This is a genomic window from Nonomuraea sp. NPDC049421 (assembly GCF_040677005.1).
GTDB classification, from domain to species: Bacteria; Actinomycetota; Actinomycetes; order Streptosporangiales; family Streptosporangiaceae; genus Nonomuraea; species Nonomuraea salmonea.
Genome location: NZ_JBFAQA010000012.1, coordinates 39,497 through 57,625, shown reverse-complemented (window position 1 = coordinate 57,625; position 18,129 = coordinate 39,497). Strand labels below are relative to the sequence as shown.

Here is an 18,129-nt window from a genome sequence, read left to right as displayed (position 1 = left end):
TTTCATTGTGGTCCCGCGGCCGGGGTGGAGGCAGGCGCCGTCATCACCAGTGTGAGCTCCGCCTTCCCGTACGGACCCGGGCCAGGCGAGCGTGGGTCGCATGAAGGCACTGCAGTACACCGCGTACGGCGTCCGTCCGGTCGTCACCGAGATCCCCCGGCCGGAGCCCGGCCCGGGCGAGGTCCTGGTCGCGATCGCCGGGGCGGCGCTCAACCCGCTGGACGTCAAGATCGGCCACGGCCGCGTCAAGGACTTCTTCCCGGTCACCTTCCCCTCGGTGGCGGGCACCGACCTCGCCGGCACCGTCGTCCGGCTCGGTCCGGGCGTCGCCGGCCGGCGCGTCGGCGACGCGGTGCTCGCGCGTACGGACCCGACGGAGGGCGGGGCCGTCGCCGAGTACGCCGCCGTCCCCGTCACCCATCTCACCGCCGCGCCGCCGGCGGTGCCGCTCGGCCTCGCCGCAGGGCTCGCGACCGCCGCCGCGACGGCCTGGCAGGCGGTGTACGAGGTGGCCGGGCTCCGGAGCGGCCAGAGGGTGCTGATCCACGGCGGCGCCGGGGGAGTGGGGGGCTTCGCCCTGCAACTGGCCAGGAAGGCGGGCGCCCACGTCCTCACCACCACCTCGCCGGCGGGCGCCTCGCTCGCCGTGAAGCTGGGCGCCCACGAAGTGATCGACTACACCGCGACCGACTTCCGCGAGCGCGCCTCGGGGGTGGACGTGGTCATCGACCCGATCGGCGGCGACGTGGAGACCGCCTCTCTCGACGTCCTCGTCCCCGGCGGCCTGCTGCTCGCCCTGAACGTCCCCCCGGACGCGGACCGCGCCGCCGCCCGCGGCCTGCGTGCCGCGTTCGTGCACCACGAGACGGACGCCGCCCGCCTCGCGAAGGTGGCCGCGGCGGGCCTGGAGATCGTCGTCGACCGCGTCGTCCCGCTGGCGGACGCCACCGCCGCGTACGAGCACGTCGCCGCGGGCCATGCCAAGGGCAAGGTCGTCGTCCAGCCGCTCAAGGCATAGAGACGACCCACTTGCCGCGCGTGTGCGGGGCGGCGGCGAGAGCGGGAAAGGTGCCGGCACGCGGGCTCGGGTCTTGAGACGGGTCAGCTCAGAGCGCCACCTGCCCGATCGCGAAGGAGCCCACCCGCGGGTCCTCGACGATCTCCTTCGCATCCGCGGGCCACGCGGTGGTGATCATCCCGGACCAGAGACCCTGTTCCGCCCTCGTCCGGACGTCGTCCAGGTCGACGCTGAACGCGGCCAGCGCCTCTCTGTCGGACTCCCGCAGCAGGCTCGTCCACAGCCGGAACGACGAGGTGAGGGAGGAACGGACATCGGGATCGCAGTCGTCGAAGCCGCGGGCGTGGCAATAGCCGGAGTAATCCCATGACGTCGGCAGGCCGTCAGGCTCGGGCGGTGAGAACAACGCCACGTCGGGGACCTTCTCCCACAACCGACGTACGTCGTTCTCCTGCATCGGCTTCCTGAAGCCGACGACCACCGTCACCTTCATGTCCTCCACCTCGGCGAGCGCATCGAGGCGCTTCATGACGAGGTGACGGTCGTCGCCCGCACCGGAGAGCGCACGGATGGCGCCGGTCAGCTTCCAGCCGGGCAACTCGGCGCCGCTGAGGTGACCGTCCCGCAGTTTCAGGGTTCGCCGGCCGAAGACCTCGGTATGCGACCAGTTGGCCCACCGCGGTTCGACTACGACGCGGATCGCCTCGTCGTCTTCGAGCTGATGACGTTTGAGCAGTTGTTCTTCGTGCACGACGTGATAGTCCGGCCGGGCGACGGCCAAGGCGTTCACCCACACCAGAGCCCGTCGATCGGCGGCCGTGGTGCAGCTCGTGGCGAGCACCAGTAAGAAGGCCGCCACAACCGGGAAGCGCACCATCCGGCCATGCTGCAAAAGCGCCTTGACCCGCATGCTGGATGCGGCGATCAGCGCGGGACCCGCAGGTCCCCGCTCGTCACCGGGTCCGGCGATCCGCGAAAGATCGCCTGGCCCGGTGGCGGGGAAATCAGGCCGCGGCCCAGAAATACCAGCCGATGTCATAGAAGCAAGGACGGGTCTGCGTCCCGCCCGCCTGCACGCCGTTTCTCCAGTATTCGCAGATGCCCTGCGTGGAGTAGGGCCCGTACCAGTGGCCCGCCGCCTCCTTGGCCTGCGCGGGGCTGACGGAGACCACGAGGGCCGCGAGTCCGCCGACCGCGGCGACGGCGATTCTTCCGGCGATTTTCCGCTTCATTTCGCACATCCTCTCGTCGTTGTTCTGAAGACGCTAATGGTCGCCGCGAAATAATGTCAGGTAATAAGCAGGGCATTCACCGGACATTTCCCGCGCGCGGAAGAGGCCCCTTCCTCGGTCCGGCCGGGGCGGTTATCGTGGACGGTGGTGCGAAGCCAGGTGCGGCGGTGACAGCCCGCCGGTTCCTCCCCGCGGAGGAACGATCCGGTGCGATTCCGGAGCCATGCGGTGATACCCCGCCCCTTCTCGGACTCCGATGAGCGGGTCCCTGACGCCATCAGTCACTTGTGCGAAGGGGAAGGGCATGTTCACCGGCAGAATCCACGAGATCGGCCTGATCGAGTCCGTCGGCGCGAACACCATCGAGATCCGGGCGGCCAAGAGCGCGGACCGGCTGGCGACGGGCGGTTCGCTGAACGTCGCGGGCGTCCAGCTGACCGCCGAGCACGTCGAGGGCGACCTGATCAGGGTGTCGGTCAGCACCGAGACCCGGCGCCGCACCACGTTCGACGAGATGCGGGAGCCGGGACGGCGGGTGAACCTGGAGACGCCGCTCGCCGTCGGCGACCCGCTCGACGGGCACCTGGTCCAGGGGTACGTCGACGGGGTCGGCAAGGTCGTGCGCGTCGACGACGACCCCGGGCTGGGGCGGCGGCTGTGGATCAGGCCGCCTGACCGGTTCATCGGCAAGGTCATGGCCAAGGGCTCCATCGCGGTCGACGGCGTGAGCCTGACCGTGGCCGAGGTGGTCAAGGACCGCTTCTCGGTGGCGCTGATCCCGTCCACGCTCGCCGGGACGACCCTGGCCGCGCTGTCCGTGGGCGACCGCGTCAACCTGGAGTCCGACATGGTGAGCCGGCTGGCGGCGGGCGGCCCCGCCTCCGCGAGCGCGCACGTCGCCAAGGCGGTCGCCGCGCTGGGCTGGGCCGGGCATCTGTCGGGCCGGGTCGGCGTGGAGAAGGTGGTACGCCAGCTCGCCGCCGGCGGCGGTGTCATGGTGTGGGACCCGGCGCGCGAGGCCGAGGGTGACGTCATCTTCGCCGGGGCGGACCTGCGTCCCGCCGCGTTCACGTTCCTGTTGACCGAGGTGTACGGCTACCCGTGCGTCCCGTGCGCGCCCGAGGTCCTCGACCGGCTGGAGATCCCGGCACTGGAGGGCGCGGGAGACCGCCACGGCACGGCCTTCCACACGCCCGTCGACCTGGCCGCCGCCACCGGCACCGGGGTCAGCGCCGCGGAACGCGCCGCCACCGTACGCCACCTCGCCCGCCCCGACTCGACCCCCGCCGACTTCACCGCACCCGGCCACGTCATCCCGATCGCCTCCCGCCCCGGTCTGCTGCGGGAGCGCGCCGGCCACACGGAGTCGACCGTCGCGCTGTGCGTGGCCGCGGGCCTGCCGCCGGTGGGCGTGTGCTGCGAGGTGATGCGCCGCGACGGCACGATGGCCGGCGCCGCCGATCTGGAGGCCTCCGCGCTCCGCTGGGGCCTGCCGCTGGTCGACATCGACGACCTGCGTACGTGGTTGTGAGCCGGCCTCGGCAAGCTGACGTTCAAATCCTGTTGGGGCTGAGCGGGGCTTGGAGGCGCGAGTGCCGCTGCCCGCCCGGGTGGAGCACCAAGAGCCGCTAAGTGCGGTCCGCACCTAGGGGAGTGGCTCACCTACTTGGCCTGGGACGGCGTGGCTATACCGAAAGGGTCACGTACGACCAGGGCAGCAAGGGGGCCACTCGCCGTGGACGCGAACGGCATCGATGCCGCGCCCGGTTTCCGCGCGGCGCTGGCGGTGGCTGACTCCGTCCTGTACGAGGGCTACCTGCTCTACCCCTACCGCCGATCTTCGCCGAAGAACCAGGTCAGATGGCAGTTCGGGGTGCTGCTGCCGGAGCGGTGGGCCCGGGCGCACGGGCTGGAGGGCGGCGGGGTCGCGGGCTCCGCCGAGTCGTGGTGGCAGCAGACCGAGTGCCTGCTCGTCGCGCCCGCCGACGCCGTCGTCAGCGGCCGGCTCCGGTTCCTGCAGCTGCGCCGTCGTACGCCCGAGGAGCGGCTGCCCGACGGCGGTCACCGCGCGGCGGATCGGGTCGGTGAGGCGCTGAGCTTCGACGAGGCGGTGCCGTGCGAGCTGGACGTCCAGGCGTCGGTGGCGGAGCTGCTGTCCGGTGAGAAGCGGCTCGACCTGCGGGTTCCCGGCTCCGACACGGTCACCCCGCTGCCCGGCCCGGCCGGGCGGACGCGCCGCCGCACGTGGCCGCTGACCGCCCGGGTGACGCTGTCGCTGACCCCGTGCGAGGGGGAGCCGCTGTTCAGGCTCCGCGTACGGACGGAGAACGCCGCGCGGGAGCCGTCACCGGACACGCCCAGGGATGAGGCGCTCCGGCACGCCCTGATCGCCTGCCACACCCTGCTGACCGTGCCGGGCGGCCGGTTCGTCTCGCTGCTCGACCCGCCTGACTGGGCGGAGAAGGCGGCGGCCGAGTGCGTGAACGCGCACACGTACCCGGTGCTGAGCGGCGACCGGGTGGTGCTGTCGTCGCCGATCCTGCTCTACGACAACCCGCGCGTCGCCCCGGAGAGCCACGGCGACCTGCACGACGCGGCGGAGATCGACGAGATCCTGTCGCTGCGCACGCTGACGCTCACCGACGCGGAGAAGCGCGAGGCACGCGCCACCGACCCGCGCGCCGCCGACATCATCGACCGGGTCGAGGCGATGACCCCTGAGGACCTCGCCCGCCTGCACGGCACCATCAGAGACCCGGAAACGGACCCGGAATCGGACGTCGTCGAGGTGGCGGGGACGCTGGTCGGCAAGGGCAGCAGGGTGCGGCTGCGGCCCCGGCTGCGCGGCACCGACCCGCAGGACATGTTCCTCGACGGCAGGACGGCCGTGGTGGAGGCGGTGCTGCTCGACGTGGACGGCGCCCGCCACCTCGCCGTGACCCTGGAGGACGACCCGGCGGCCGAGCTGAACCAGTGGTACGGCCGCTACCGCTACTTCGCCCCCGAGGAGACCGAGCCGCTGGAGGGTGAGCCCGCATGAACAGGGTGCTGGTGGCCGGGATCGGCAACGTGTTCCTCGGCGACGACGGGTTCGGCGTCGAGGTGGTCAGGCGGATGGACGCCGCCGCGCTGCCCGGCTCGGTGTCGGTGTCGGACTACGGGATCCGCGGCGTGCACCTGGCGTACGAGCTGCTCGGCGGCGCGTACGACACGCTGATCATGGTGGACGCGGTCGAGATCGACGGCCCGCCCGGCACCGTCGCGGTGCTGGAGATCGACGACGAGCCGGTGGGCGTGGCCCAGGTCGACGGGCACGGCATGCATCCCCAGGCCGTCCTCGACCTGCTCGCCAGGCTGGGCGGCCGGGTGCCCAGGGTGCTGCTGGTGGGCTGCAGGCCCCAGACCGTCGACGAGGTCATGGGCCTGTCGGAGCCGGTGGCCGCCGCCGTCGAAGGCGCGGTCGCGGCGGTGACGGCGCTGGCGCGTGACGAGGCGTACCGACGAACCGACAGGGAGCGCGCCGATGCATGAGACAGGGATGTGCGACGAGATCGTGGAGGCGGTCCTGCGCGAAGCGGAGGGACGGCAGGTGGCCGCGGTACGCGTCCGCGCCCCCTTCGCCGGGCACCGGCCCGATCCCGCCGTCGTCGAGCAGGGCTTCCGCGTGGCCGCGGCCGGCACCCCGGCCGAGGACGCGCGGGTCGAGCTGGTCGCCGAGCCGCCCGCCGTGAGCTGCGGCGGCTGCGGCGCGCGGACGCCCGCGACCGACGCGCTCGCGCTCGTCGCCTGCCCGCGCTGCGGCGGCGTGGACGTCGAGCTCGCGCCCGGCACCGGGGTCGTCGTCGAGTCGATCACCTACCAGCAGGACGAGGTGCGCGCATGACACAGACGGAGCAGAAGGGCGGTCAGGCCGCCGGCTACGACGAGATGCACATCCTGTGGATCTCCGAGGGCATGAGCTGCGACGGCGACACCGTCTCCATCACCGCGGCGACCCAGCCCGCGATCGAGGACGTCGTCGCCGGCACCATCCCCGGCCTGCCCAAGGTGCACCTGCACAACAAGGTGCTCTCGCCCAGCCTCGGCGGCGAGGACTACCTGGCGCCGTTCAGGGCCGCCGCGCGCGGGGAGCTGGAGCCGTTCATCCTCGTCATCGAGGGCTCGGTGCCCAACGAGAACATCAACGGCGACGGCTACTGGACGTCGTTCGGCAACGACCCGAGCACCGGGCAGCCGCTGACCCTGAACTCCTGGATCGACCGGCTCGCGCCGCGGGCGTGGGCGGTCGTCGCCATCGGCACGTGCGCCACGTACGGCGGCATCCACGCGATGGCCGGCAACCCGACCGGCTGCATGGGCCTGGCCGACTACCTCGGCTGGGACTTCCGCTCGACCGGCGGGCTGCCGATCGTGAACGTGCCGGGCTGCCCGGTCCAGCCGGACAACTTCATGGAGACCCTGACCTGGGTGCTCCACCACGCCGCGGGCAGCGCGCCGCCGCCTCCCCTGGACGAGCTGCTGCGTCCCCAGTGGCTGTTCGGCAAGACGGTCCACGAGGGGTGCGACCGGGGCGCGTACTACGAGCAGGGCGACTTCGCGCACGACTACAACTCGCCGAAGTGCCAGGTGAAGGTGGGCTGCTGGGGCCCGGTGGTGAACTGCAACGTGCCCAAGCGCGGGTGGATGCGCGGCATCGGCGGCTGCCCGAACGTGGGCGGCATCTGCATCGCCTGCACCATGCCGGGTTTCCCTGACAAGTTCATGCCGTTCATGGACATGCCGCCCGGTGGTGGCCTGTCCTCGATGCTCATCAAGCCGTACGGCGCCTTCATCCGCCGGATGCGCGGCATCACCAACCACACCGTCAACAGGGAACCCCGGTGGCGGCACAACCGTGAGGCGCTGACCAGCGGCTACGACCCGCGCTGGCGCCCGTAGAGCCGTCGGCTCCGACAAGAGAGGAAAGCACGGCCGATGGCCATCGAACAGCAGGAGAAAGCGGCGCCCACGAAGGGCCAGCTCGTCGACATGTCCTGGGACCCGATCACCAGGATCATCGGCAATCTCGGCATCTACACCAAGATCGACTTCGAGAACCAGCGCGTGGTGGAGTGCCACAGCACGTCCTCGCTGTTCCGCGGCTACTCGGTCTTCATGAAGGGCAAGGACCCGCGCGACGCCGGCTTCATCACCAGCCGCATCTGCGGCATCTGCGGTGACAACCACACGACGTGCTCGGTCTACGCGCAGAACATGGCGTACGGGATCAAGACCCCGAAGCTCGCCGAGTGGATCATCAACCTCGGCGAGGCCGCCGAGTACATGTTCGACCACACCCTCTTCCAGGACAACCTGGTGTTCGTCGACTTCTGCGAGGCGATGGTCAAGGGCACCAACCCGAGCGTGCTCAAGCGGGCCACCACCACCGAGGCGCCGAACGCCGCCATCCACGGCAAGCGCACGATCGCCGACATCATGCAGGCGTTCAACCCGTTCGAGGGGGACGCCTACAAGGAGGCGCTGACCGTCAGCCGGGTCACGCGGGAGATGTTCTGCCTGATGGAGGGCAGGCACGTGCACCCCTCGACGATCTATCCGGGAGGCGTCGGCACGATGCCGTCGCCGTCAGTCTTCACCGACTACCTGTCGCGGCTGATGAACATCATCGACTTCGTCAAGAAGGCCGTCGCGCTCAACGACGACGTCTTCGACTTCTTCTACCAGGCGCTGCCCGGCTACGAGGAGGTCGGCCGGCGCAGGGTGCTGCTCGGCTGCTGGGGCGCGTTCCAGGACCCCGAGGTGGTCGACTACCGCTACCAGACGATGAACGAGTGGGGCAGGGCTATGTACGTCACCCCCGGCATCGTCGTGGACGGCGAGCTCATCACGACGAACCTGGTGGACATCAACCTCGGCATCCGCATCCTGCTCGGCAGCTCCTACTACGAGGACTGGGTGAACGAGGAGCCGTTCGTCACCCACGACCCGCTCGGCAACCCGGTGGACATGCGCCACCCGTGGAACCAGACCACGCTGCCCGCCCCGCAGAAGCGCGACTTCGACGGCAACTACAGCTGGGTGATGAGCCCGCGCTGGCTCGACCCGCGCACCGGCGACCACCTGGCGCTGGACACCGGCGGCGGCCCGTTCGCGCGCCTCTACACCACCGCGCTGGCGGGGCTCGTGGACACGCCGTACGTGAAGTCCACCGGGTCGAGCGTGCAGATCAACCTGCCCAAGGGGCCCGAGCTGCCCGAGGTGACGCTGGAGTGGCGGATCCCGCAGTGGTCCAACGCCCTCGAGCGCAACCGGGCCCGCGTGTACTTCGTGGCCTACGCGGCCGCCATGGCGGTGTGGTTCGTCGAGCGGGCGCTGCAGCGGGTGCGCAGCGGGGACACCAAGGTGTTCCAGGACTTCGACGTGCCCGACCAGGCCATCGGGGTCGGGTTCCACGAGGCGGTGCGCGGCGTGCTGTCGCACCACCTGGTGATCGAGAAGGGGAAGATCGCCAACTATCACCCCTACCCGCCGACGCCGTGGAACGGCAGCCCGCGTGACCGCTACGGCACTCCTGGGCCGTACGAGGACGCCGTCCAGGACATGCCGATCTTCGAGGAGAACGGGCCGGAGAACTTCAAGGGCGTCGACATCATGCGCGCCGTGCGCAGCTTCGACCCCTGCCTGCCGTGTGGCGTCCACATGTACGTCGGCAAGGGGCGTACGGTGCGGAAGCTGCACTCGCCGATGTTCGGCGGCGGCCATGACTGACGGCCGGCCGAGGCTGGACGAGCGGGCCGTCGCCGGGCACCTGGAGCTGCTCGACGAGCTGCTGAGCGAGCTGGAGTCGGCCTCCGGGCCCACGGCCGACCTGGCACTCGACGCGCTCGCCACGCTCGCCGGGGTGTACGGGGAGGCGCTCGCCCGCATCGCCGAGCGGGTCGTCGCCGCCGCGCCCGAGGTGGGTGCGGCGCTGGCGGACGACGTCCTGCTGGCGCACCTGTTCGTGCTGCACGGGGTGTCCGTCGGCGCGGCCCAGGGGAGCGGCGCGGCCCAGGGGAGTGGCGGGGCTCAGAGGAGTGCGGCGGCTGCCGGCCGTGAGGCGTTCATCCCGCTCGACGCGCTCACCCGCCGCCCCGCCACCTCAAGGGCGGCCCCATGACCGGCCCCGGGGCGGGCGCTGCGACGGGCGCTGCGACGGGCGCTGTGACCGGCGCTGTGACCGGCTCTGTGACCGGCTCTGTGGTCGGGGCGGGGGCGCTGGGGCGGGTGGTCGGGCGGCCGGTCGGTGGGCGGCGGGCCGCGGAGCCGTGCGAGCTGTGCGGGGAGCCGCTGCGTGACACGCACGCCCACCTGCTGGAGGAGCGCAAGGACCTGGTGCTGTGCGCCTGCCGCGCCTGCGCGCTGCTGTTCGAGCACGGGACGAACGGTCCCGGCAGGTTCCTGCTGGTGCCCGACCGGCGGCTGCGCCTCACCGGGCCGCCGTCCGAGCTGGGCGTGCCCGTGGGCCTGGCGTTCTTCGTCCGCCGCTCCGACGGCACGGTGGTGGCGCACTACCCGAGCCCGGTGGGCGCCACCCGCTGGGACGTGGACGCCGGCGCGTGGGACCGGCTCGCCGGCCATTACGCGGAGCTGGCGTCGATGCGGCCGGCGGTGGAGGCGTTCCTGGTCGCCGTCGTACGCGGCCTGGACGAGCGCTGGCTGGTCCCGATCGACGACTGTCACCGGCTCGTCGCCGTGGTCCGCCAGGAATGGACGGGCATGTCCGGCGGCCCTCGGCTCTGGGACCGGATCGCGGCCTTCTTCGCCGAACTCGACCGATGAGGAGGACGACATGGCACGGATTCGCGTAGGCGTACCCGACGTGGCGCCCGACACGCCCTCGCACGTCAAGGGCGTGCCCCAGGGCAACGCGAAGGGCTCCTACCGCCGTCAGCGGGGCCACCACAAGGACGGCACCGCCGACGCGCGGCGCTCGACCGGCGTACGTCCCCGCCACGGGAACCCGATCGCGCCGACCATGCCGAACCTGTCTCCCAGCTGAGACGCGAGAGGAGGTGGAAGCCGACATGCGCCAGCTAGGCAAGTTGCTGGCCCTGTTCACCGGGGCCGCGGTCATCGCGATGATCTGGCGGGAACTGCCCGCCCTCAAGCGCTACATCACCATGCGACGAATGTGAGAGGAGCGAGGCGGCCGATGTGCCTGGGCATTCCCGGCGAGATCGTCGAACTCATCCCCGGACAGCCCGAACTCGCCAAGGTCGAGGTGGCGGGCGTGCGGCGGGTCATCAACGTCGGGCTGGTCGACCAGGACGGCATCCGTCCGGGCGACTGGGTGCTCGTGCACGTCGGCTTCGCCATGTCCAAGATCGACGAGCGGGAGGCGGCGGCCACGCTCGCGCTCCTGCGCGGTCTCGGGCAGGCGTACACCGACGAGCTCGAAGCGCTCGCGGAATCCGACATCACCTGAGAGGCGGGACAGTGCGGTTCGTCGATGAGTACCGCGACGCGGGCGAGGCCAGGAGACTGGCGGCGCGGATCAGCGACCTGTGCGAGCCAGGGCGGCGCTACACGTTCATGGAGGTGTGCGGCGGCCACACGCACACCATCTACAAGCACGGCCTTGAGGACCATCTGCCCGAGGCGGTGTCGCTGGTGCACGGCCCCGGCTGCCCGGTCTGCGTCATCCCGATGGGACGGGTGGACGACGCCATCGCCATCGCCCGCGAACCCGGCGTGATCCTGACGTCGTTCGGCGACATGATGCGGGTCCCCGGAGGCCAGGGCTCGTTCTACGACGCCAAGGCCGCGGGCGCGGACATCCGCATGGTGTACTCGCCGCTGGACGCGCTCAAGATCGCCAGGCAGCACCCCGATCGCACGGTCGTCTTCATGGCCATCGGCTTCGAGACCACGGCCCCGTCCACGGCGATGACCGTGCTGCGGGCCGCCGCCGAGAACCTCCCGAACTTCGCGGTCTTCTGCAACCACGTGACGATCATCCCGGCGATCAAGGCCATCCTCGACTCGCCCGACCAGCGGATCGACGGGTTCATCGGGCCCGGCCACGTCTCCACCGTCATCGGCTGCACGCCCTACTCCTTCATCGCCCGCGACTACGGCAAGCCGCTGGTGTGCGCCGGGTTCGAGCCGCTGGACGTCCTGCAGTCCGTCTACATGCTGCTCCGCCAGCTCGCCGAGGGGCGGGCGGAGGTGGAGAACCAGTACACGCGGGTGGTGCCGTGGGAGGGGAACCCGCGGGCGCTGTCGGCGATCTCGCGGGTGATGGAGCTGCGGCCGCACTTCGAGTGGCGCGGGCTGGGGTTCATCGCGCACTCCGCGCTGCGGATGCGGGAGGCCTACGCGGCGTACGACGCCGAGGTGCGCTTCGACGTACCGGGGGTGCGGGTGGCCGATCCCAAGGCGTGCCAGTGCGGTGAGGTGCTGAAGGGTGTGCTGAAGCCGTGGGAGTGCAAGGTCTTCGGCACCGCCTGCACGCCCGAGACGCCCATCGGCACCTGCATGGTGTCGTCCGAGGGGGCCTGCGCCGCCTACTACAACTTCGGCCGCCTCGCCCGGCGGCGTGAGCCCGTACCGCTGACTTTGGGGAGCCGGCCGTGAACGACGAAGCCGCGGCCTCCCGTGAGGTGCAGGTGCTGGAGCGGATCGAACGGGCCCGCAGCCGCAGGCCCAAGCTCACCGAGGAGCGGGTCACGCTGGCGCACGGCGCGGGCGGCAAGGCGTCGCGGACGCTGATCGAGGCGGTCTTCGCCGACGCCTTCCGCAACCCGGCGCTCGACCCGCTCGACGACGGCGCCACGCTCGACCTCGGCACCGGCCGGCTGGTCCTCACCACCGACGCGTACGTCGTCTCGCCGCTGTTCTTCCCCGGCGGCGACATCGGCGACCTCGCCGTCAACGGGACCGTCAACGACCTCGCGGTGTGCGGGGCCAGGCCGATGTACCTGTCGGCGGCGTTCGTCCTGGAGGAGGGGTTCCCGATCGCCGACCTGCGCAGGATCGCCGCCTCCATGGCGGCCGCGGCCGAGCGGGCCGGCGTGCGGGTGGTGACCGGCGACACCAAGGTGGTGCAGCGCGGCAAGGCCGACGGCTGTTACGTCACCACGTCCGGCGTCGGGGCCCTCGAACGGCCGCTCACGCTGGGCGACGCGCAGGTCAGGCCGGGGGACGCGGTGATCGTGTCGGGGCCGATCGGTGAGCACGGCATCACCGTCATGATCGCCCGGGGCGACCTCGACATCGAGGCGGACCTGACCTCCGACACCGCGCCCCTGCACGACGCCGTCGCCGTCCTCCTCGACGCCGCCCCGGTCCGGATGATGCGCGACGCCACCAGGGGCGGGGTCGCGACCGTCCTGAACGAGGTGGCCCGCGGCGCCGGGGTGGCCGTACGCGTGGACGAACGCGCGGTCCCGGTCCGCCCCATCGTGAGCGGCGCCTGCGAACTGCTCGGCCTCGACCCGCTGTACGTGGCCTGCGAGGGCAGATTCGTCGCCGTCGTGGACGGCGAACACGCCGACGCTGCCGTCGCGGCGCTCCGGCGGCACCCGGTGAGCGAGGGCGCGGCGGTGGTGGGCACGATCGAGCCCGACCCCGCAGGAATGGTCCTTCTCAACACCGCGTTCGGCGGCACCAGAATCGTCGACCTCCTGGTCGGCGATCCCCTCCCACGCATCTGCTGACCGGCGGGCGGGGGGTGCCGTTCACCGGGGAGCCGCGCGCCGGCGGGTGGCGCGGTCAGCGGCGGTCGTGGGCGGCGGCGATGACGGCCTGGCCGAGGGCGAGACCGCCGTCGCCCGGCGGGACTCGCGAATGGGTCAGGACCTGCAAGTGCTCGCGTTCCAGGCCCGACACCACCGCCTCCAGCAGGACCGTGTTCTGGAAGACGCCGCCGGACAGCGCCACCGTCCGCAGGCCCGTCTCCTCGCCCAGGATCGTGACCGCACGGACCACCGCCGCGGCCAGCCCGTGGTGGAAGCGGGCGGCGATCCGTCCCGCGTCCACACCGGCCGCGACGTCCTCCGCCGCGGCTCCGACCAGGTCGCCCGCGGCGATGACCAGGGGCTCGCCCGCGATCACCCGCGCCGGGTACGCCCCCCGCTCCCCGGGATCCACCCGGGCCTCCAGCTCGGCGGCGGCCTGCCCCTCGTACCCGATGACATCGCGCACCCCCGCGATCGCCGCCACCGCGTCGAACAGCCGCCCCGCGCTGGACGTGAGCGGCGCGTTCAGCCCGGACCGCGCCATCCCGGCCACCACCGGCCACTGCTCCCGATGCCGCGCGGCCACCGCCAGATCGGGCAACCCGTCGCCGTGCAGCCGGTCCAGCCAGGCCGCCGCCATGCGCCACGGCTGGCGTACCGCCGCCGCGCCGCCCGGCATCGGCACCGACTCCAGATGCCCGGCCCGCCGGTAGGAGACCAGGTCGGCGACCAGCAGTTCCCCGCCCCACAGCGTGCCGTCGTCACCCAGGCCCAGCCCGTCGAACGCCACCCCGATGACGGGCCCGCCGTGCCCGTGCTCGGCCAGGCAGGAGGCGACGTGCGCGTGGTGGTGCTGCACCGCGACCAGGTCGACGCCGGTGCGGTCGCGCGCGTACGCGGTGGACAGGTACTCCGGGTGCAGGTCGTGGGCGACCACTTCAGGGCGGACGCCGAACAGCCGGCAGAAGCGCTCGACGGACTCGGTGAAGAGGCGCAGGGTCTCGTAACTCTCCAGGTCGCCGATGTGCTGCGACAGGAACGCCTGGTCGCCCCTGGCCACGCAGAAGGTGTTCTTGAGCTGGGCGCCGCAGGCGAGCACCGGCCGGGGGAAGCGCCACGGCACGGGGACGGGGGCGGGGGCGTAGCCGCGCGATCGGCGTACGACCAGCTCCCTGCCGCGGAAGACCCGCACCAGCGAGTCGTCGGCGGGCGCCTCGATCCGCCGGTCGTGCACGAGGAACCCGTCGGCGACGGCCGCCAGCCGCCGCAGCGCGTCCTCGTCGCGGTGGGCGATCGGCTCGTCGGTGAGGTTCCCGCTGGTCAGCACGTACGGCGCGGCCAGCCGGTCGGCGAGCAGGTGATGCAGCGGCGTGTACGGCAGCATCACCCCCAGGCCGCGGGCCCCGGGCGCCACGGCGTCGGCCACCGGGGCGTCGCGGCGGCGCGGGGCCAGCACGATCGGGCGGAGCGTGCCGGTGAGCAGCCGTTCGGCCGCCGGATGCAGGTGGACCAGCGTCCCGGCCGCCGCCACGTCCCGCGCCAGCACGGCGAACGGCCGGGACTCGCGGCGCTTGCGGCCCCGCAGCACGGCCACGGCGGTGTCGTCGGCGGCCAGGACGGCGAGGTGATAGCCGCCCAGCCCCTTGATCGCCACGACCCGCCCCTCCTCCAGCCACCCCGCCGCCACCTCGACCGGATCCCCTGGCACCGGCCGGCCGGCCGCGTCGAGGGCGCGCAGCTCGGGACCGCACGCGGGGCAGCACACCGGCTGGGCGTGGAAGCGGCGGTCGCCGGGGTCGCCGTACTCCCGTGCGCAGGCGGCGCACATCGCGAAGTCCGCCATCGTGGTGGCGCACCGGTCGTACGGGACGCCGGTGACGATCGTGAACCGCGGCCCGCAGTCGGTGCAGTTGGCGAACGCGTACCGGTGCCTTCGGTTCTGAGGGTCGCGGAGTTCGTGCAGGCAGGCGGCGCACGTACCGGCGTCCGGGGGTACCAGGGCGGGGTTCGGCCGCTCCCCGCGCCTGCTCGGCACGATGCGGAAACCCGGTTCGCCCACCGGCTCCGCCACCTCCACCGAGACCCGCTCGACCAGCGCGAGCGGCGGCGCCTGACCCGTCAGCCCGGCCGTGAACGCCTCCAGCCTCCCCGGCTCGCCCTCCGCCTCGATGAACACCCCGCCGGGGTCGTTGCCGACGAACCCCGACACCCCGTACGTCCCGGCCAGCCCGCACACGAACGGCCGGAACCCCACCCCCTGCACCAGCCCCTCGACCCGCACCCTGACCCGGCGCACCCCCGTACCGGCCATGCCCGTCACATCTCGCCGGCCAGCACCCGCTGGGTCAGCTCCCACAGCACGTGGCAGAGCGTGATCTGCGCCTCCTGGATGCGGTGCACGGACGCCGACGGCACCACGAACAGGTACGCCACCCGCCCCTCCTGCGCCATCGCCCCGCCGTCGTAACCCGCCATCCCCACGGTCACCATGCCCCGTCTGGACGCCTCCGCCATGGCATCGACCACGTTCCGAGACCCTCCACTGGTGGACAGTCCCACGGCCACGTCACCCCGCCGCCCGAGCGCCGCGAGCTGCCTGGCGAACACCAGCTCATACCCGACGTCATTCGACAAGGCCGTGACCAGCGCAACATCCTGCGCCAACGCCACCGCCGCCACCGCCCGCGCCGGTTGGGGTGGGGTGGCGGCCGTGCGGGCCGGTTGGGGTGGGGCGGCGGTCGTGTGGGCTGCCTCCGGTGGGGCGGCGAAGAGCTGGGCGACGGCCTGGGCGTCCGTGCTGCTGCCACCGTTGCCGAACGCGAACAGCCGGCCCCCTGCCTCGATCGCCGCCGCCATCGCCCGCGCGCACGCCACCAGCCGCTCGCCGTGCAGCGCGACCAGGGACCGGCGCAACGCGACGATCTCGCCGGCCTTCCTCCGCGTGGACGCGCACAGGTCGGCGACGACCGCCTCCCTGTCCGCCGGCGCCGGGGCGAGGAACGGGTACAGGGCCTCGATCCCGCCGGGCTCACCGACCGTACTCAAGGGTTCCTCCTCGCGATGGCCTCCTTGGCGTGCACCAGGACGACGTCACCGGGCCGCGCGTCCACCAGCGCCACGCTGACCTCCTCCTGCGTCCCCGGCTCCGTCTCCACCAGCGCCATGCCGTCCTCCAGCAGCCGCACCACGCGCACCGGCACCGCCACGTCCGAACACGTGACGCACACCCCGTCGTGACACGACTCCGTCATCGGACCGCCTCCAGCTCGTAGAAGACGTGCACCAGCTCCCACAGCACGTGATAGATCGTCATGTGCACCTCCTTGACGACCAGCGGATCGCCGGAGCGCACGACCACCACGTGATCCGCCTCGGGCGCCGCGCGCCCTCCGGCGAGCGCCACCGTCAGCAGACCCAGCTCGCGCGCCGCCGCCAGCCCATCGCGTACGGCAGGACAGCCGGGCCCGGCCGACAGACCAAGCGCGATGTCGTGCGGCGCGCCCAGCAGCCGCAACTGAGCGGCGAAGATCCCGTCCAGACCCTGGGTGCGAGCGATCCCCGTGGCCAGGGCCAGATCCGTGGCCAGCGAGAGAGCAGGGAGCGCCGGCTTGCCGACGACGACCGGATGCGCGAACTCGACAGCGACATGCTGGGCATCGGCCACCGACCCGCCGCTGCCGAACACCAGCAGCTTCCCGCCCGCGCGGAACCGTTCCGCCATCTCCTGGCAGGCGCGGACGATCAGCTCGGCGTCCCCACCCACGGCCGCCGCCGGTTGCGCCCGCCGCTCGAACGCGGCGGAAACGGCGGACACGGCGGACACGGCGCTCATCGCTGAGTGCTCGCCCACGACGCCTCCTCCCACCCCGACCCTTCACGCACGCCCGAGCCCCGCCCACCCGGCCCGCCTGAGACGCCTCGCCCGTCCTCACCCGCCACAGCCGAGATGCTCCGGGTGCCCTCACCGGGGACGCCGTGGGTATCGGCTTCCGAACTGATCCGCGTCCATCTGTCCAGGCAGGTCTCCAGCAACCCGCGCACTTCGGTCAACCGCCGCATCCACGCCCGCAGCTCAGCCATCCCGCCGGTGGTCAGCTCATAGCGCCGGCGGGCAGGCCCCGCCTCGGAGGCGACCCAGTCGGAGGCCAGGTGGCCGGCGCGTTCGAGCGAACGCAGAGCCCGATAGACCTGCCCCGGCTCCGCGTCGGACGCCCCCAGCCGCGCCAGCCGCTCGATCAGGTCGTACCCGTGACCGGGCCGCTCGCAGATGAGCAGCAACAGGAAGGGAGAGAGCAGCCCACGAACGTCACTGCCCGACATGAATCCCCTCCTCCGCTGCGGGAACGGCCGGTCGGTAAGGACAGTAGGCCGCCGCGTGCCACAGGCCAGGGCGGCACGTCCGGCATTTGCCCGACTCATCGCCGTGGGCAGGCCGAGGATTTCCGAACGCCCGCGCAGCCGGCCAGGCAGCCGGCCGGCCGGCGGGCCCTCCTCGACCGGGGCCCGGCGGAGCGTGGTCATATCCTGGTCCGATCCGGTGCCCCGGCCACAGCGCCAGAGCTAGGGGCGTCGCACTGCGTATGCCGGGAGGGCGCGTCATGACGTGGTGGTCGGTGGTGCGGTTCCTGCACGTGCTCGGGGCCGCGCTCTGGGTGGGCGGGCAGCTCACGGTGTCGCTGGTGGTGCTGCCGCCGGCCCGCCGCCTGCTGGACGACGAGCGGCGCGGTCAGGTGCTGAACGCGGTCGGCCGGCGCTTCGGCCTGCTCACCGTCGCCGCGTTCCTGCCCGTGCAGGTGGCCACCGGCGTGGCCATCGCCTGGCACAAGGGTGTCACCTGGGCCTCGCTCGCCGAGCCCGGTTATGGCCGGATCCTGGCCGCCAAGCTCCTGGTGTTCTGCGCGGTCATGGCCGCGGCCGGCGTGCACGGCTGGGCGAGCGGCGGGGGCCGTCCCCTGCTGGCCCGGGTCATGGCGGTGGGCTCGCTGGCGGGGTCGCTCGGCGTCGTCCTGCTGGCCGCCGCACTGCCCGTCACCTGATCGCGGCGGTCCGATCAGGGACTTTCGGCCCTGCGAATACGGACGTTCGCCCTGATGAAGGCACCTGCCCTGGTTCGTAGGTTGGATCCCGGCCCGCACGCTTGCGCGGGCCGTGTCCATCT

General features: G+C 72.4%; 21 protein-coding genes. 14 read left to right on the top strand and 7 right to left on the bottom strand.

Going from position 1 to position 18,129, the window contains the following annotated elements; translation table 11 throughout:
* The first annotated feature begins 100 nt into the window (after positions 1–100).
* The gene (locus AB0K18_RS21455; RefSeq protein WP_364916712.1) at positions 101–1,018 is read left to right on the top strand and encodes an NADP-dependent oxidoreductase; all 918 of its coding nucleotides are present in this window, start codon (positions 101–103) and stop codon (positions 1,016–1,018) included.
* Positions 1,019–1,106: 88 nt separating this feature from the next.
* On the opposite strand, the gene AB0K18_RS21450 is transcribed toward AB0K18_RS21455, so the two are convergent.
* Complete coding sequence (locus AB0K18_RS21450) at positions 1,107–1,928, bottom strand: hypothetical protein (RefSeq protein ID WP_364916710.1); 822 nt, start codon at positions 1,926–1,928, stop codon at positions 1,107–1,109.
* 94 nt (positions 1,929–2,022) lie between these two features.
* Complete coding sequence (locus AB0K18_RS21445) at positions 2,023–2,250, bottom strand: hypothetical protein (RefSeq protein ID WP_364916708.1); 228 nt, start codon at positions 2,248–2,250, stop codon at positions 2,023–2,025.
* Between the two features lie 304 nt (positions 2,251–2,554).
* On the opposite strand from AB0K18_RS21445, the gene AB0K18_RS21440 reads away from it, so the two are divergent.
* The 12 genes from AB0K18_RS21440 (at position 2,555) to hypE (ending at position 12,950) form a co-directional block, all read left to right on the top strand.
* On the top strand, positions 2,555–3,781 hold the full coding sequence (locus AB0K18_RS21440) for a riboflavin synthase (RefSeq protein ID WP_364916706.1): 1,227 nt from the start codon (positions 2,555–2,557) through the stop codon (positions 3,779–3,781).
* A gap of 204 nt (positions 3,782–3,985) precedes the next feature.
* Positions 3,986–5,290, top strand: a complete 1,305-nt coding sequence (locus AB0K18_RS21435; protein ID WP_364916703.1) for a hypothetical protein — start codon at positions 3,986–3,988, stop codon at positions 5,288–5,290.
* Positions 5,287–5,781 carry a hydrogenase maturation protease gene (locus tag AB0K18_RS21430; RefSeq protein ID WP_364916700.1) on the top strand — a complete coding sequence of 165 codons (495 nt, stop codon included), beginning with the start codon at positions 5,287–5,289 and terminating at the stop codon, positions 5,779–5,781. The genes AB0K18_RS21435 and AB0K18_RS21430 overlap by 4 nt, the downstream gene beginning before the upstream one ends.
* Positions 5,774–6,133 (top strand): hydrogenase maturation nickel metallochaperone HypA, encoded by a 360-nt coding sequence (locus AB0K18_RS21425; protein WP_364916698.1) that lies wholly within the window; start codon positions 5,774–5,776, stop codon positions 6,131–6,133. Before AB0K18_RS21430 ends, AB0K18_RS21425 begins: the two co-directional genes overlap by 8 nt.
* Positions 6,130–7,188 carry a hydrogenase expression protein HypE gene (locus tag AB0K18_RS21420; protein WP_364916695.1) on the top strand — a complete coding sequence of 353 codons (1,059 nt, stop codon included), beginning with the start codon at positions 6,130–6,132 and terminating at the stop codon, positions 7,186–7,188. The genes AB0K18_RS21425 and AB0K18_RS21420 overlap by 4 nt, the downstream gene beginning before the upstream one ends.
* 36 nt (positions 7,189–7,224) lie before the next feature.
* Entirely contained in the window at positions 7,225–9,018 is a 1,794-nt protein-coding gene (locus AB0K18_RS21415; RefSeq protein WP_364916692.1) for a nickel-dependent hydrogenase large subunit, read from the top strand.
* The gene (locus tag AB0K18_RS21410) at positions 9,011–9,409 is read left to right on the top strand and encodes a hypothetical protein (protein WP_364916689.1); all 399 of its coding nucleotides are present in this window, start codon (positions 9,011–9,013) and stop codon (positions 9,407–9,409) included. The genes AB0K18_RS21415 and AB0K18_RS21410 overlap by 8 nt, the downstream gene beginning before the upstream one ends.
* Positions 9,410–9,477: 68 nt before the next feature.
* Positions 9,478–10,071 carry a DUF5947 family protein gene (locus AB0K18_RS21405; protein ID WP_364916686.1) on the top strand — a complete coding sequence of 198 codons (594 nt, stop codon included), beginning with the start codon at positions 9,478–9,480 and terminating at the stop codon, positions 10,069–10,071.
* Between the two features lie 10 nt (positions 10,072–10,081).
* Positions 10,082–10,291, top strand: coding sequence for a hypothetical protein (locus tag AB0K18_RS21400; protein WP_355412822.1), 210 nt, complete (start codon positions 10,082–10,084; stop codon positions 10,289–10,291).
* 153 nt (positions 10,292–10,444) lie between these two features.
* A complete protein-coding gene (locus tag AB0K18_RS21395) occupies positions 10,445–10,717 on the top strand; it encodes a HypC/HybG/HupF family hydrogenase formation chaperone (protein ID WP_345392733.1) in 273 nt (90 codons plus the stop codon).
* A gap of 11 nt (positions 10,718–10,728) precedes the next feature.
* On the top strand, positions 10,729–11,868 hold the full coding sequence (gene hypD, locus AB0K18_RS21390; protein ID WP_364916682.1) for a hydrogenase formation protein HypD: 1,140 nt from the start codon (positions 10,729–10,731) through the stop codon (positions 11,866–11,868).
* Positions 11,865–12,950 (top strand): hydrogenase expression/formation protein HypE, encoded by a 1,086-nt coding sequence (gene hypE / locus AB0K18_RS21385; RefSeq protein ID WP_364916679.1) that lies wholly within the window; start codon positions 11,865–11,867, stop codon positions 12,948–12,950. Before hypD ends, hypE begins: the two co-directional genes overlap by 4 nt.
* 55 nt (positions 12,951–13,005) lie before the next feature.
* Here the strand turns inward: hypE and hypF are convergent, their stop codons facing one another.
* From hypF to AB0K18_RS21360, 5 genes are read right to left on the bottom strand one after another with little or no spacing between them, the layout of a single operon-like run.
* Positions 13,006–15,282: a carbamoyltransferase HypF gene (gene hypF, locus AB0K18_RS21380; protein WP_364916676.1), complete on the bottom strand. Its 2,277-nt coding sequence runs from the start codon at positions 15,280–15,282 to the stop codon at positions 13,006–13,008.
* 5 nt (positions 15,283–15,287) lie between these two features.
* On the bottom strand, positions 15,288–16,016 hold the full coding sequence (locus tag AB0K18_RS21375; RefSeq protein WP_364916673.1) for an SIS domain-containing protein: 729 nt from the start codon (positions 16,014–16,016) through the stop codon (positions 15,288–15,290).
* Complete coding sequence (locus tag AB0K18_RS21370; protein WP_364916670.1) at positions 16,013–16,222, bottom strand: HypC/HybG/HupF family hydrogenase formation chaperone; 210 nt, start codon at positions 16,220–16,222, stop codon at positions 16,013–16,015. The genes AB0K18_RS21375 and AB0K18_RS21370 overlap by 4 nt, the downstream gene beginning before the upstream one ends.
* The gene (locus tag AB0K18_RS21365) at positions 16,219–16,821 is read right to left on the bottom strand and encodes an SIS domain-containing protein (protein ID WP_364916668.1); all 603 of its coding nucleotides are present in this window, start codon (positions 16,819–16,821) and stop codon (positions 16,219–16,221) included. Before AB0K18_RS21365 ends, AB0K18_RS21370 begins: the two co-directional genes overlap by 4 nt.
* Positions 16,800–17,291, bottom strand: coding sequence for a helix-turn-helix transcriptional regulator (locus AB0K18_RS21360; RefSeq protein WP_364916665.1), 492 nt, complete (start codon positions 17,289–17,291; stop codon positions 16,800–16,802). Before AB0K18_RS21360 ends, AB0K18_RS21365 begins: the two co-directional genes overlap by 22 nt.
* 278 nt (positions 17,292–17,569) lie before the next feature.
* Between AB0K18_RS21360 and AB0K18_RS21355 the strand changes: the two genes are divergently transcribed.
* Positions 17,570–18,007 (top strand): hypothetical protein, encoded by a 438-nt coding sequence (locus AB0K18_RS21355; RefSeq protein WP_364916663.1) that lies wholly within the window; start codon positions 17,570–17,572, stop codon positions 18,005–18,007.
* The last annotated feature ends 122 nt before the right edge of the window (positions 18,008–18,129 follow it).

Excerpts from the sequence above, each read along its gene's own strand:
- AB0K18_RS21400 (WP_355412822.1), top strand. The coding sequence starts at position 10,082 with ATGGCACGGATTCGCGTAGGCGTACCCGACGTGGCGCCCGACACGCCC.
- AB0K18_RS21415 (WP_364916692.1), top strand. The coding sequence starts at position 7,225 with ATGGCCATCGAACAGCAGGAGAAAGCGGCGCCCACGAAGGGCCAGCTC.
- AB0K18_RS21455 (WP_364916712.1), top strand. The coding sequence starts at position 101 with ATGAAGGCACTGCAGTACACCGCGTACGGCGTCCGTCCGGTCGTCACC.
- AB0K18_RS21445 (WP_364916708.1), bottom strand. The coding sequence starts at position 2,250 with ATGAAGCGGAAAATCGCCGGAAGAATCGCCGTCGCCGCGGTCGGCGGA.
- hypF (WP_364916676.1), bottom strand. The coding sequence starts at position 15,282 with ATGGCCGGTACGGGGGTGCGCCGGGTCAGGGTGCGGGTCGAGGGGCTG.
- AB0K18_RS21355 (WP_364916663.1), top strand. The coding sequence starts at position 17,570 with ATGACGTGGTGGTCGGTGGTGCGGTTCCTGCACGTGCTCGGGGCCGCG.
- AB0K18_RS21370 (WP_364916670.1), bottom strand. The coding sequence starts at position 16,222 with ATGACGGAGTCGTGTCACGACGGGGTGTGCGTCACGTGTTCGGACGTG.
- AB0K18_RS21430 (WP_364916700.1), top strand. The coding sequence starts at position 5,287 with ATGAACAGGGTGCTGGTGGCCGGGATCGGCAACGTGTTCCTCGGCGAC.
- AB0K18_RS21395 (WP_345392733.1), top strand. The coding sequence starts at position 10,445 with ATGTGCCTGGGCATTCCCGGCGAGATCGTCGAACTCATCCCCGGACAG.
- AB0K18_RS21410 (WP_364916689.1), top strand. The coding sequence starts at position 9,011 with ATGACTGACGGCCGGCCGAGGCTGGACGAGCGGGCCGTCGCCGGGCAC.
- AB0K18_RS21420 (WP_364916695.1), top strand. The coding sequence starts at position 6,130 with ATGACACAGACGGAGCAGAAGGGCGGTCAGGCCGCCGGCTACGACGAG.
- AB0K18_RS21360 (WP_364916665.1), bottom strand. The coding sequence starts at position 17,291 with ATGTCGGGCAGTGACGTTCGTGGGCTGCTCTCTCCCTTCCTGTTGCTG.
- AB0K18_RS21450 (WP_364916710.1), bottom strand. The coding sequence starts at position 1,928 with ATGCGGGTCAAGGCGCTTTTGCAGCATGGCCGGATGGTGCGCTTCCCG.
- AB0K18_RS21440 (WP_364916706.1), top strand. The coding sequence starts at position 2,555 with ATGTTCACCGGCAGAATCCACGAGATCGGCCTGATCGAGTCCGTCGGC.
- AB0K18_RS21425 (WP_364916698.1), top strand. The coding sequence starts at position 5,774 with ATGCATGAGACAGGGATGTGCGACGAGATCGTGGAGGCGGTCCTGCGC.